Origin of the sequence: Sphingomonas sp. CFBP 8765 (assembly GCF_014841445.1) — a bacterium.
Classification (GTDB): domain Bacteria; phylum Pseudomonadota; class Alphaproteobacteria; order Sphingomonadales; family Sphingomonadaceae; genus Sphingomonas; species Sphingomonas aerolata.
In genome coordinates this window covers 36,304-49,608 of the sequence record NZ_JACYTY010000007.1, presented here as the reverse complement: position 1 = coordinate 49,608, position 13,305 = coordinate 36,304, and the positions used below count along the sequence as shown (strand labels likewise).

Here is a 13,305-nt window from a genome sequence, read left to right as displayed (position 1 = left end):
CGGTCCCGCCGTTACGACGCCGATCGCGTCGCCGTCGCGGGCATCCGGACCCGCATCGTCGCGGCCGCGCCGAGCACCATCAGCGCACCCGACACATACAGGATGTTGCGCGGGTCACCGCCGAGCAGCGACTGGTAGAAAAGCGGGACGGTCAGGCTCTCGATGATCATCGGGATGACGATGAACATGTTGAAGATGCCCATATAGACGCCGTTGCGTTCGGGCGGGATCATGTCGATCAGCATGACGTACGGATTGCCCATCATGCTCGCCCAGCCGATGCCGATGCCGAGCATCGCGACGAACAGCCCCGCCTCGTCGCGGATGCCGGGGATCGCCAGCATGGCGACGCCCGATGCGAGCAGGCAGCCGGCATGCGCCGTCTTCGCACCGAAACGGCGGGCGACCGGCACCAGCGCGATCGCCGCGACGAACGCGACCGCATTGTAGAAGGCGCCGAGCTGGCCGACGGTCAGTACGGTATCGCGGAACGCGACGCTCTTCGCATCGGCCGTGCCGTGCAGCGAGCGCGCGACCGCGAAGGTAATGAACTGCCAATAGGCGAACATCGCATACCATTGGCACAGCATGGCGAGCGCGAGCTGGCGCATCGGCCGGGGCATCTCGACCAGCGCGGTCTTGAGGTCGCGCAGCGTGCCGCCGAGCGTCAGCGGTTCCTTCGCCAGCCGCGCCTTTTCCTCCTCGGGAAGGGGCAGTTCGGGTACGCGCAGGACCGACCAGAGGATCGTCGCGAGCGACAGCACCGCGCCAATCAGGAAGGCGATCCGCGTGATGTCGGGGATGCCGTTGCCGTCAACCGCATCCTTGTTGAAGCCGATCCAGACGAGCAGCGACGGCGCGAGATAGGACAAGGTCTGCGCAAGGCCGGTGAACGCCGACTGGGTCAGGAACCCCGCGGGGCGCTGATCATCGGGCAGCCGGTCGCCGACATAGGCGCGGTAGGGCTCCATCGTCACGTTATTGGCGGCGTCGAGCACCCACAACAGGCTGGCGGCGACCCACAAAGTCGGGCTGTACGGCATGGCGAGCAGGCACAGGCTGCACAGCACCGCGCCGACGAGGAAATAGGGCGTCCGCCGCCCGATCCGGGTCGAGGTCCGGTCGCTCATCGCGCCAATCAGCGGCTGGATCAGCAGCCCGGTCACCGGACCCGCGAGCCAGAGCAGCGGCAGGCTCGCCTCGTCCGCGCCGAGATAGCCGTAGATCGGCGCCATGTTGGCCTGTTGCAGGCCGAACGAGAATTGCAGCCCGAGAAAGCCAAGATTCATCTCGATGAGGCGGATCAGCGACAGACGGGGTTTGGTCATCGACGCGCCCTTTGTGCGAGTGCCAGCGCGCCGAGCAGCCCGGCACGGTCGCCAAGTCCCGGCGCGACGATCAGGGTGGCATAATCGGGGGTGCCGAAATAGCCGTTCGACATCCGCGCGGCGTGATCGCGAACCCGGTCGAGCAGCCCGGGCGTGCCGAGCACGCCGCCGCCGAGCACGATCCGCCGCGGCGACAGCAGCGCCTGCTGCGCGACGACCAGCTGAGCGAGATAATAGGCGACGATGTCATGCGCGGGATGATCGGGGCCGAGCTCCGACAGCGACGCGCCCCAGCGCGCGGCGATCGCGGGTCCGCTCGCCAGCCCTTCGAGGCAGTCGCCGTGAAAGGGGCAGGTGCCGGCGAAGCCGCGGTCGTCGGGATGCCGGCGGGGGAGGATATGGCCCATTTCCGGGTGGCGGCTGCCATGCACCGGGCGTTCCTCGACCAGCGCACCGCCGCCGATGCCGGTGCCGACGGTGACGTACACCGCGATGTCGGCGCCGGTGGCGGCGCCCCACAGGCTCTCGGCAAGGATCGCGCCGTTGACGTCGGTGTCGAACCCGACCGGGCAGTCGAGCGCGCGTGCGAACGGGCCGACCAGGTCGGTGCCGCTCCAGCCCGGCTTGGGCGTGTCGACGATCCGGCCCCAGCCGGGCGACGAGCGATCAAGATCGACGGGGCCGAACGAGGCGATGCCGAGCGCGTCGAATGCGCCCCATTCGGCTTGCGCCGCGGTGAAGAATTCGAGCGCGGCGCCAAGCGTCTCGTCGGGCGTGGTGGTGGGTATGCGTGCGGTCCGGAGGACGGTGTCGGGATCACGCGCGACGCCGAGCACGAACTTGGTGCCCCCCGCCTCGATGCAGCCGAACAGCGGCGGGGCGGCGGTCATGCCGAGGGTCCTGCCCAAAGCACGCTCCAGGGACCGATCATGGCGTCGTCTCCGATGGGGGTATCCGCCACCCGGTCGTGCCGGCCGGCGAGATCGCCGACCCGGACCGCATGGGGCGAGAAGTTGAGGAAGACGCGGTCGCTGCCACAGGCGATGCCGAGCAGCGCGGGCGTCGACGTGGCGATCGTCGCAGGCGCGCCGGCCCCGCCGCTGGCGATGCGCGCGGCGCGGAGCGCCCTGATGTCGCCGGAGATCCGCCGGGCGGCGTCGCGGTCGAGCGCGTCCCAGTCCATCACCGGGCGGTGCAGCCAGCGCCCCTCATGCGCGCGATCGGGATCGTCGCGATAGCTGTGGTCGTTGAGCAGCCCGGCCTCGTCGCCCATATAGAGCGTGGCGAGTCCTCCGCTGGCGATCGACAGCGCGTTGAGCAGCGCGATGCGGCGGAACGCATGCTCGCGCTCCTCATCGGTCCGCGCGGCCTCGAGCCCGGCAAGCGACGCCATCGTCCCGTTCGAGCCGTGCAGCACGGAGCCATCGGACTGGAACGGTTCGCCCCGCGCCCAGCTGCCGTCTGCGCCGTCGAGAAACTTTGCCGCGATGGTCAGCCGCGCGACGGGGTCCGGGTCGATCCCGGCAAGGTCGCCGATCACCGCGCCCCAGCCGATATCGTCGTGGCAGCGCGCATAGCTAAGCCAGTTCGCGCCGCGCGGCAGGCCGCCGCTCGCCGCGACGATCGCGTGGGGCAGCGCGGCCGACTGCTCGGCGAGCCCGACCCAGCCGGCGACCATCAGCGAGTTGTTGTAGACGAGATGGCATTCGGGCTCGAACCCGCCATCCCAGTCCGACCCCTCGTCCGCGCCGAAATAGGGCGGGACCAGCGCGGTCGGGACGATCGCCTCGGCCTTGAGCAAGGTCGCGGGGGCGACGATGTCGAGCGCGGCGCGCAGTGCGCGGACGATGTAATGCGCCTGCGGCCGGTTGCGGCAGTCGGTACCGAGCTGCTTCCAGAGGAACGCGATCGAGTCGAGCCGGAACGCCTCGAACCCGTGATTGGCGAGCCGCAGCATCGTGTCGACGATCGCGAGCATGACCTCCGGATTGGCCCAGTTCAGGTCCCACTGGAACGGGTAGAAGGTCGTCCAGACCTGTCCGCCCATCGCCGGGACATGCGTGAAATTGCCCGGTGCGGTGGTCGGGAAGACCTGCAGCAGATCGGCCTCATAGGCCTGCGCCTCGTCGTCGCCAAGGACGTGGTAGAAGGCGCGATAATGCGGATCGCCGTCGCGGGCCGCCTGCGCCCAGGCATGATCGTCGGCGGTATGGTTGAGCGCGAGATCGACGCACAGGCTGATCCGCCCCTCGCGCAGCCGTGCGGCGAGCCGCTCGACATCGGCCATCGTCCCCAGTCGTGGCTCGACCGACAGATAGTCGGCGACCGCGAAGCCGCCATCGCTGTCGCCCTCGCGCGCCTTCAACAGCGCGAGCAGGTGGAGATAGCGGACACCGAGCGATTCGAGATGGTCGACATGCCCGATCAGACCCTCGACCGTCCCGGCGAACCGGTCGACATAGGTCGAATAGCCGAGCATGTCGGGCGCGACGAACCAGTCGGGGTCGGCGAGCCGCGCCTCGTCGAGGGCAGCCATCGCGGCGGGGCGTTCGGCGGCCCGCTCGCGCAGGATCGCCTCGAGCCGCGGCCAGATCGCCAGCCCGGTACTGCCATACAGGCGTTCGAGCTGGCGGCGCAGGCGGGGACCGAGCGCCGCGAGGCGACGCTCGGTGGGGGAGGATACGCGCACCTGGGTCGGCCGATCAGAAGCCGAAGCGGACGGCGGCGGAGATCGTGCGACCGGTGATCGACCGGGCGCGGACGATGCCGTTGGTCGGGATCGCACCCTCCTCGGCCTCGGTGATGCCCTTCACGTCGAACAGGTTGTTGCCGTTAACCGACACGGTCACATTGTCCGCCGGGCGGATCGAGACGAACGCGTTGACCTGCGTATAGCCCGGCATCTTGAGGACGTTGTTGTCCTGCGCATAGCTGTCGGTCGTGCCGATCACGTTCGCGCCGATCGTCACGCGGTCGAAATCGACCTGTGGCGTCGCCTGATAGATGAACTTGGCCTGGCGACGCGGACGGTTGCCCTCGACCCCGGGGTTGAGCACGTCGCGGGTGATCTCGGCATCGGTATAGGTGCCGCCGGCCGAGAGCGAGAAGGGTCCGCGTGCGATCCGGCCCTCGATCTCGACGCCCTTGGCGTCATATTCGCGGTTGAAGAAGCGCTGCGTCGTCGCCTCGAAATTCTGTTCCTCGGTGCGCGCCCAGAAGCCGGTGGCGTAGAGCGAGACGCCGCCCTGGCGGAACTTGAACCCGCCCTCGAGCTGGCGGACGAAATCGACCGCTGCGCCCTGGTCGGTCAGCCCGCCCGTCGCGGTGTTGATCGAGGGGCCGAACAACAGGCGATCGGCATTGGCACGCCCGCCGCGGCTGTAGCGACCGAACACCGCGGTGCTGTCGGTCAGGCGGAAGTTCACGCCACCCGAATAGGACAGGTAATCATAGTTATAGTCGAGCGGCGAGCGGGCGTTGGGGATCACCGCGACCTGACGCTCGGCGGCCGAGATCACGCCGTCGCCGTTGATGTCGAACGTCGTGATGCCGCTGCCGAAGGCGGCGCCGAGATCGGAGCCGGCGACGCTGCCGCGCGCGCGACCGAAATCATAGCGCAGCGACCCGTCGATGTTGAACCGGCCGAGCTCGAGCCCGAGCTGCGCGAACGGTGCGTAGGTCGTGTAGTCGAGGTCATAGGAGCGGCGGCAGCAATTGCCGAAGAAGCTCGCCGAATAGCCGGGGACGCCGTTCTGCGTGACGGGCACGCCCGCCGCGGTGCGGACGTCGACGAGTTCCGAGCGGCCATTGTCCGCGACGGTCTGAACGGACGAGGTCCACAGCCAGTCGCTCTTGATGTCCTGCCGCGAGGCATAGAAGCCGCCGGTGACCGCGAGCGACCCGCCGGCGAACGGCAGCGAGCCGTTCAGGCGGATGTCGTTGGTGATGTTATTGAGGCTCTTCAGGTCGACGTCGAACAGCACGATGTTGGCGAGCAGGCCGTTGCCGTTGAGCGAGGCGGGGTCGCCGATGCGCTGACCCGCCTGCGCGCCGCTGGCGTAGAAGAGCTGGGCGCCCGCGCCGCCGATGCCGTTGGCGATCGACTGCGCCGAATCGACGCTGGCGGGGAAGGGCGAGGTGAAGCCGCCCGAGATGTCGGCGTAGCGGAACCGCTCGACGATGTTCCAGTCGTCCGCGAGCGGGATCTGCGTCTCGAGGCCCGCCGAATAGACGACCGGGTGCTGGCCGTCACGGATCGAGCGCGTGGTCAGCCGGTTGTTGCCGTCGAGCGTCTGCGCGGTACGGATGTTGGCGCTGTGCAGCGTCCCGTTGTTGATCGAGAAATTGGCGATGCTGCTGTAATCGGGGTCGCTGTTGCTGCCCGTGACGCGGACCGGGTTGGGGAGATAGCCGATCGCGCGGTCGTCGAGATACTTGCCGTAGAGCCGGACATAGCCGCCATTGTCGAACGACTTGGTAATGTTCGCCTTGAGCTGGCCGCCCTTGACGCCGTCGAAGCCGACTTCGCGCTGGCCGTCGCCGATCCGGTAGAAGCCGCCGACATGATAGGTGACGCTGTCCGAGAGCTTGCCGCCCTGGTCGAAATCGACGCGGAATTCGCGGTAGTCGAGCCCGCTCGACAGCTGGAACGCGCCGCCTTCCTGTTCGCCGGTCTTCGAGATGAAGTTGATCACGCCGCCCGGCGAGTTGGACGCGAAGGTCGAGGCGGAGCCGCCGCGGACCGACTCGACCGTGCGGACGTTGAAATCGGCGCGCAGGAAGATGTCGGCATTGCCGAAGGTGATGTCGCCGAATTCGAGGATCGGGAGACCGTCTTCCTGGAGCTGGAGGAACTTCGAGCCGCCCGACGCGACCGGCAAGCCGCGGACCGAGATGTTGGCGTTGCCGTCACCGCCCGAAGCTTCGACGCGAATGCCGGGCAGGTTGCGCAGCAGCTCGCCCGAGGTACGTGGCGCGAGCTGGATCAGCGCGTCCGAGCCGATCGAGCTGGTCGTGATCGAGGTGTTGAGGCGGTTGGTGCCGCGCGCGACCGCAGTGACGACGATGTCGTCCTGGCCGGCGATCGGCGCTGGCGTCGCGGCGGTGTCGGCGGGCTGCTCGCCCGGCGCGGGTGCGGCCTGAACGGGCGCGTCCGGGACTGGCGTGGTCTGCGCTGCGGCCACCGTCGCGAAGGACGTGGCGGCGATTCCGGCGAGCAAAACGTAACGTGCTTTCATGATATCCTCCCTGCGCGGTGGCTTTCTATGAAGCCCAGAATCGCCTCATACGCTTTTCGCAATCGATTGCAAGACGTGTTATGCAATCGATTGCGAAACGTTGAATGTAGCTCAGGCGGAGCGGTTCAGGCGGACTGGCGTTCGATCAGGACGGGGGTGACGATCGCGGACCCGGTCGCATGGCCCGCGATCCGCTGCATCAGGCGATCGACCATCAGCGCGGCGCCCTCGGCGAGATCCTGGCGGATGGTCGTGAGCGCGGGTGACGTGTGCGCGGCCAAGGTGACGTCGTCATAGCCGATCACCGCGGTGGTGGCGGGGACGTCGATCCCGGCTTCGGCGAGCGCGCGCAGCACGCTCATTGCGGCGACGTCGGACGCGGCGAAGATGCCGTCGGGGGGCGGCGCGGCGGCGAGCCGCTGTGCCAACGCCGTGTGCACGGCCTCCGGGGTCATCGGCGTTTCGAGCAGCTCGCAGGCGAGCCCCGCCTCCGCAGCGGCGGCGGCGAATCCCGCGTAGCGATCGGCGAATTCGGGCGGGGCGGGGTCGCCGACGAACATCAGCCGCGACCGGCCCTGGTCGATCATGCGGCGGCCCGCGAGTCGGCCCCCCGCGATATTGTCGGAGCCGATCGTCAGATGGTTCTGGTCCGCCCGGTACGCGCCCCACACGACCAGCGGCGCATAGCGGTGCGACACGCGTTCGATCACCGCCCCCTGGTCGGACTGGCCGACGAGGAGCAGGCCGTCGATGCGGCCGCTGTCGACCAGCCGGTCGAGCCAGTCGTCGCCGTCGGGGATGACCCGCGACAACAGGATGTCATAGCCGCGCTCGACCAGCAGATCGGCGAGCAGCCCGAGCAAGGTCAGGAAGAACGGATCGGTGAGATGCTGCGTGCGGGCATGGCCGAGCGGCAGGACGAGTCCGATCGCGCCGGTGCTCTTCAGCCGCAGGTTGCGCGCGAGCTGGTTGGGACGGACGTCATGTTCCTGCGCCAGCGCCTGGATGCGTGCGCGGGTCTGCGCATTGACGGACGAATGCCCGGCCAAAGCGCGTGACACGGTTGCAGTCGAAACGCCGGCGAGCACGGCCAGATCGGCGAGCTTCATTGCGATAGGATATCCTCATCGTCACGGGTGATCGCCCGGTCGTACCGTCAGCCGCGCCAAGCCGCAATTGCGCGCGGCCGAAGCGCAGGAGCCAAGACGTGCGGGGTCAAAACAGAAAACGTTTTCTGTTGCGTCCTGCACCTGCTGTCGGTAGGAGCGGGATACGCAAAGAGACAGAGCTGTTTGCCGCCCCGCCATAAGGTGACGTCGGGGCGGTGGCGGCGTTCGCTCGTGCCCGCGGCTCCGGAGAGTCGTCACCGTCCACGCCAGCCCGAGAGACGCAATTGAGCATCGATCTTACCATTCAGAGCCATGGCGCGCGTCTGGCAGCCATCGGCGGCGTGCCGCTGGCGTTCCTGGCTTATGCGGCCTTCGCGTTCAGCGACGCGTCGGTACGGCTGCTCGAAGGCGCGTTCAGCCCGTTCCAGGTGACGTTCACCGGTGCGCTGCTCGGCCTGGTCGCCTTGCCCTTCGTGCGCACGCCGGGCGATCGTCTGCTTGACGTGTTCAGCGCGACGCGACGCTCGCTATGGCTGGCGCGCGCAATCGGATCGTCGATCAGCGGCCTGTCGAGCGTCGTCGCCTTCACGCGGCTGCCGATGCCCGAGGCATTCGCGCTGATCTTCCTGATGCCGATGCTGGTGACGTTGCTGTCGATGCTGTTCCTGAAGGAACAGGTCGGTGCCTGGCGCTGGGCGGCGGTGGCGATCGGGTTCGTCGGCGTGCTGATGGTGCTGCGTCCGGGGCTGCGCGCGTTCGATCTGGGCCATGGCGCGGCGATGCTGTGCGCATTGTCGAGCGCGATCGTCATCGTGCTGTTTCGAGCCGGTGGTGCGGGCGAGAAGCGTGTGTCGATGCTCGGTGCGGGGCTGATCGGGCCGCTGGTGATCAACGGCGCGGCGCTGCTGTGGCTGCAGGCGTTTCGCTGGCCGGACGGGGCCGAGATGGTCCTGCTCGCCGGTTATGGCCTGCTCGCGATCCTCGGCCAGGCGCTGCTGATGCTGGCGGCGCAACGCGTCGCGGTCAGCCGGATCGCACCACCGCAATACAGCCAGATGATCTGGGCGGTCGCGCTCAGTTACACCGTGTTTCACCAGAGCGTCGACCTGCCGACCTTTGCCGGCATCGCCGTCATCATCGGCGCCGGTCTGCTGACCTGGGCGCGCGAGCAGATCCGCCTGCCGTCCTGGCGTCGCCGCTTCGCGCTGCGCCCCCGCTGAACAGCCTTTCGACAACCACGGAGTCCTCCACGTTTTGACAGATCACAGCATCGCCCCATCCCTGACGCGGCGCAGCCTGACGGCGCGCAACGAGCCGAGAATTCCCGAACCCTATGCCAATGGCGGCCGGGTGCTGCGAACCGCAGCGTTCGTCGCCGCGGTATGCGGGGCGCTCTATGGCTATGACACGGGGATCATATCGGGGGCGCTGCTGTCGATCACCGACGAGTTCGGGCTGGATCACCGCATGCAGGAGATCGTCACCGCGGCGATCCTGGCGGGCGCGGTGATCGGTGCGCTGGCGACGAGCTGGCTGTCCGAACGGATCGGCCGCAAGCTGTCGGTGATGGGGGTCAGCGCGCTGTTCACGCTGGGTGCGATCGCCTGTGCGATGGCGCCGAGCGTCGGCGCGCTGATCACCGCGCGGGTGTTCCTGGGCATGGCGGTCGGCGGATCGACCCAGGTCGTGCCGATGTACATCTCCGAACTCGCGCCGCAGCATCGTCGCGGCAATCTGGTGACGATGTTCAACGTCGCCATCGGCGTCGGCATCCTGCTCGCCAGCATCGTCGGGTTCGGCCTGCACGACGTCTGGAGCTGGCGGACGATGGTCGCGGTCGCCGCGATCCCCGCCGCGATCGTCTTCGTCGCGATGGCGTTCATGCCGCGCAGCCCGCGCTGGGCCGCGGAGAATATCGGCATCCACGCGGCGATCGACGTGCTGCGCCGCGTGCGGACCACACGCCGCGAGATTCGCCATGAAGTCACCCAGATCCGCGATGCGACGACCGACGCGGATCCGGCCGATAGCGGCTGGCGCGGCATTCGCCAGGCCTGGGCACGGCCTGCGCTGATCGCGGCGCTGGGCGTCGCGTTCTTCACCCAGTGCGGCGGGCTGGAGATGATGATCTATTATGCGCCGACCTTCCTGTCGGGGGTCGGCTTCGGCAAGGAGTCGGCGCTGCTCGCCAGCCTCGGCGTCGCGATCGTTTATGCGGTGATGACATTGCTCGGCTGTCTGTTCGTCGACCGGATCGGGCGACGGCGGCTGATGCTGGTGATGATCCCGGGATCGGTCGTCAGCCTGATCGGGCTTGGCATCATGTTCGCCAGCGGCGCGCATGGCGGGTGGCAGGGCTGGCTGACGATCGGCTTCCTGCTGGCGTTCATGCTCTTCAATTCGGGTGGCATCCAGGTGTGCGGCTGGCTGCTGGGTGCGGAGATGTTTCCGCTGGCGATGCGCGGCCCCGCGACCGCGCTGCACGCGGCGATGCTGTGGGGCAGCAACCTGATCGTCACGGGCACCGCGCTGTCGCTGGTCCATGCGATCGGGCTGGGTTCAACGATGTGGGTCTATGCCGGGGTCAATCTGGCGTCGTTCGTGTTCGTGCTGCTGTTCGTGCCGGAAACCGCGGGCGCGAGCCTCGAGGATATCGAGACCGCGCTGCGCAGCGGCCGGTTCCGCCCGACGCGCGGCCACACCGCGATCGCCGCCGCCGCCTGAAGCTCAGGCGGGGCTGACGATCGTCCCGTTGAAGACTAGCCGGACAGCGTCGCGCTGCGCACCACTCATCCGTTCGACGAGCAGCGCCAGCGCGGCATGCGCCATCTCGTCGACCGGCTGCTCGACGACGATCGGCGCGGCGTCGAGCAGGCGCAGCCAGGCGGCGTCGTCGAACCCTGCGAGCCGGACGGGCGATGCCTGCGGATCGGGTCGGGCGCGCAACACGACCGCCGCCTCGAGCATCAGGAACGTGTCGCCGACCAGCACCGCGTCGCAGGCGGTGTCGGCGAGCGCGGTCCGCACGCAGGCCGCGCGCGCCGCGGGCTCGTGCGGGACGTCGATGATCCGGGCTGGAAGCGCGTGGCGGTCGAGCGCCGCCGCATAGCCGTGACGGCGGTCGACCGCGGTGCTGCCGCGCTCGCCGAACAGGCCGACGATCCGCCGACAGCCGGATGCGTGCAGCGCGTCGACCAGCGCGCCCGCCGCGCCGGCATTGTCGAGCTTGACGCTGTCGACCTGCGGCGTTCCCTCGACGCGATCGACCAGCACGAGCGGCGTCGCGGTGTCGGCCACGCCGCCGGCCCGGGTCGGGGCGAGGATGATGCCCGATACGCGCTCGTCCTCGAGCAGCTGCAGGTAGTGGCGTTCTCGCGCGGGATCCTCGCCACTGTTGCACAGGATGACGCGCAGCCCCTCGCGCCAGGCATAGCCCTCGACCGCCTGGACGAAGGCGACGAAGAAGGGGTTGCCGATATCGGGCACGATCAGCCCGATCACGCTCGCGCGCGTCGAACGCAGCCGCCGCGCCGCCAGATTGGGGCGATAGTCGAGCGCGGCTAGCGCGTCGTCGACGCGGCTGCGATAGGCGGGGCGGACGGGCTTGCCCGACAGGACGCGCGACACCGTCGCGATCGAGACGCCGGCGCGTGCAGCGATGTCCTTCAGTCCGATCGTCACGTGCCTCAGCCCTTTTCCCCGCCGACCTCTAGGCGGCGGCGGGTGTTTGTCCACCGTGATGGCAGGGCGGCGCGTTTGACCGCGGCGGATGGCGAGTCCATGTTTCGCGGATGAACCAACCCCTGTTCCGCCGCCGCGACGCGCTTATCGGCATCGCGGCCACGCTCGCCGCCGCACCCGTCTCCGCACAGACTGCCAGCCGCTCGCCGGCATCCGCCGACGCGGCGACCTTGCTCGACCGGCTCGCGTGGCAGTTGCTGACGCTCGATCCCGGCAAGGCGACCGGGCTCGGCCTCGACACCGGCGCGCATGCGGCGTTGCGGGGGCAGCTCGACGACCGGTCGCCGGCGGGCATCGCCGCGCGGCGACGCGTCCTGACCGACGGGCTGGCTGCGCTCGGCCGGTTGCCGCGCGACGGGATCGACCAGGCGACGCTGACCAGCATCGCCGTGACGCAGAGCGCGTTCCAGACCGCGCTGGACGGATTGGCGCTGCCCTACGGCGTCGCGACGATCGGCGACTGGCGCAACACGCCCTATGCCGTCATCCAGAATGTCGGCGCGTGGCTGGACGTGCCGCAGCTGCTCGACGGCGATCAGCCGCTGCGCACGGCGGCGGATGCCGAGGCCTATCTCGCGCGCGTGGCGGCGATGGCGAAACAGCTCGATGACGAGACGGGCAGGGTGCGCACCGCGCGCGAGCAGGGCTTGGTGCCGCCCAGCTTCCTGCTCGACAAGACGCTGGCCGGGATGCGACGCACGCTGGCCGAGGCGGCAGCGGTCGATGGTCCACTGATCGGGCCGCTCGCGCGCAAGACGCAGGCGATCCCCGGTGACTGGACCCGGCGTTCTACGCAGATCGTCCGCGATGCGGTCATCCCCGCGCTCGAGCGGCAGATCGCCGAACTCACCGCGCAGCGCGCGGTCGCAACTGACGTCGCCGGGCTGGGATCGCGCCCGCATGGCGCGGCCTGGTATGGCTGGGGGCTGCGTGCGGGGACGACGACGCGACGGAGCCCGGCGGAGATCCATGCGCTGGGGCGTGCGCAGCTCGTCGAGCTTCAGGCGCAGATGGACAGGATCCTCAAGGGCTTCGGGCTGACCAAGGGGACCGTGGCGGAGCGCGCGGCCGAATTGCAGCGTCGGCCGGACATCGCCTTCCCCAACGACGATGCCGGTAGGAAGCAGATCGTCGCCTATATGCAGGGCCGGATCGATGCGATCCGGCCGCGCCTGCCCAAGGCGTTCCGCACGCTGGTGACCGCCAGGCTCGAGATCCGGCGGATGCCGCTCGCGCAGGAGGCGGGGGCGCCCGCCGCCTATGGCGGGCCGGGCGCGCTCGACGGATCGATCCCGGGCAAGATCTGGGTGAATCTGGGCGATCCCACGATCCACAACCGCGTCACGATCCCCGATCTGGTGTTCCACGAGGGCATTCCCGGGCATGTCTGGCAGGGGGAATATGCGCAGCAGCTGCCGCTGATCCGATCGGTGCTGGCGTTCAACGCCTATACCGAGGGCTGGGCGCTCTACGCCGAACAGCTCGCCGACGAGCTCGGGCTCTATGACGGCGATGCGGCGGGGCGGCTCGGTTATTTCATGGGGCTGTCTTGGCGCGCGGTGCGGCTGGTGGTCGACACCGGGATCCATGCGATGGGCTGGACGCGCGAGCAGGCGTTGCGCGAATTCGTCGCCGCGACCGGACTGCCGATGAGCAACGCGGTGAGCGAGGTCGAGCGCTATTGCGCCTGGCCGGGTCAGGCCTGTGGCTACAAGATCGGCCAGACCGAGATCGTCGCGCAGCGGACCCGCGCCAAGGCCGAATTGGGTACCCGGTTCGACGTGCGGGACTTCAACCAGGCGGTGCTGGCTGGCGGCAACGTCCCGCTCGACGTGCTGACCGGCAATGTCACGCGGTACATCGCCGCGCGCAGGGGCTAGTCGCGCCTCA

Annotated in this window: 9 protein-coding genes; 3 read left to right on the top strand and 6 right to left on the bottom strand. The window is 69.0% G+C overall.

Features of this window, described 5'->3' with window-relative positions; all coding sequences use genetic code 11:
• Nucleotides 1-11: 11 nt before the first annotated feature.
• The 5 genes from IFT87_RS16400 to IFT87_RS16380 form a co-directional block, all read right to left on the bottom strand.
• A complete protein-coding gene (locus tag IFT87_RS16400) occupies nt 12-1,328 on the bottom strand; it encodes an MFS transporter (RefSeq protein ID WP_192191262.1) in 1,317 nt (438 codons plus the stop codon).
• On the bottom strand, nt 1,325-2,218 hold the full coding sequence (locus IFT87_RS16395; RefSeq protein WP_037531221.1) for an ROK family protein: 894 nt from the start codon (nt 2,216-2,218) through the stop codon (nt 1,325-1,327). Before IFT87_RS16395 ends, IFT87_RS16400 begins: the two co-directional genes overlap by 4 nt.
• Nucleotides 2,215-4,017, bottom strand: coding sequence for an alpha-amylase family glycosyl hydrolase (locus IFT87_RS16390; protein WP_192191261.1), 1,803 nt, complete (start codon nt 4,015-4,017; stop codon nt 2,215-2,217). Before IFT87_RS16390 ends, IFT87_RS16395 begins: the two co-directional genes overlap by 4 nt.
• 13 nt (nt 4,018-4,030) lie before the next feature.
• Entirely contained in the window at nt 4,031-6,565 is a 2,535-nt protein-coding gene (locus IFT87_RS16385) for a TonB-dependent receptor domain-containing protein (RefSeq protein ID WP_192191260.1), read from the bottom strand.
• A 125-nt stretch (nt 6,566-6,690) separates the two neighbouring features.
• Nucleotides 6,691-7,674: a LacI family DNA-binding transcriptional regulator gene (locus IFT87_RS16380; RefSeq protein ID WP_037529183.1), complete on the bottom strand. Its 984-nt coding sequence runs from the start codon at nt 7,672-7,674 to the stop codon at nt 6,691-6,693.
• Between the two features lie 284 nt (nt 7,675-7,958).
• Between IFT87_RS16380 and IFT87_RS16375 the strand changes: the two genes are divergently transcribed.
• Nucleotides 7,959-8,894 (top strand): DMT family transporter, encoded by a 936-nt coding sequence (locus IFT87_RS16375; RefSeq protein WP_197975323.1) that lies wholly within the window; start codon nt 7,959-7,961, stop codon nt 8,892-8,894.
• A gap of 34 nt (nt 8,895-8,928) precedes the next feature.
• Entirely contained in the window at nt 8,929-10,398 is a 1,470-nt protein-coding gene (locus IFT87_RS16370; protein ID WP_197975322.1) for a sugar porter family MFS transporter, read from the top strand.
• Nucleotides 10,399-10,401: 3 nt separating this feature from the next.
• Here IFT87_RS16370 and IFT87_RS16365 read toward each other — a convergent pair whose 3' ends face one another.
• Nucleotides 10,402-11,355 (bottom strand): LacI family DNA-binding transcriptional regulator, encoded by a 954-nt coding sequence (locus tag IFT87_RS16365; RefSeq protein WP_192191259.1) that lies wholly within the window; start codon nt 11,353-11,355, stop codon nt 10,402-10,404.
• Nucleotides 11,356-11,465: 110 nt separating this feature from the next.
• Between IFT87_RS16365 and IFT87_RS16360 the strand changes: the two genes are divergently transcribed.
• Nucleotides 11,466-13,295, top strand: coding sequence for a DUF885 domain-containing protein (locus IFT87_RS16360; protein ID WP_192191258.1), 1,830 nt, complete (start codon nt 11,466-11,468; stop codon nt 13,293-13,295).
• Nucleotides 13,296-13,305: the final 10 nt, after the last annotated feature.

Coding starts and splice junctions, on each gene's coding strand:
- IFT87_RS16400 (WP_192191262.1), bottom strand. CDS start 1,328: ATGACCAAACCCCGTCTGTCGCTGATCCGCCTCATCGAGATGAATCTT.
- IFT87_RS16395 (WP_037531221.1), bottom strand. CDS start 2,218: ATGACCGCCGCCCCGCCGCTGTTCGGCTGCATCGAGGCGGGGGGCACC.
- IFT87_RS16385 (WP_192191260.1), bottom strand. CDS start 6,565: ATGAAAGCACGTTACGTTTTGCTCGCCGGAATCGCCGCCACGTCCTTC.
- IFT87_RS16380 (WP_037529183.1), bottom strand. CDS start 7,674: ATGAAGCTCGCCGATCTGGCCGTGCTCGCCGGCGTTTCGACTGCAACC.
- IFT87_RS16360 (WP_192191258.1), top strand. CDS start 11,466: ATGAACCAACCCCTGTTCCGCCGCCGCGACGCGCTTATCGGCATCGCG.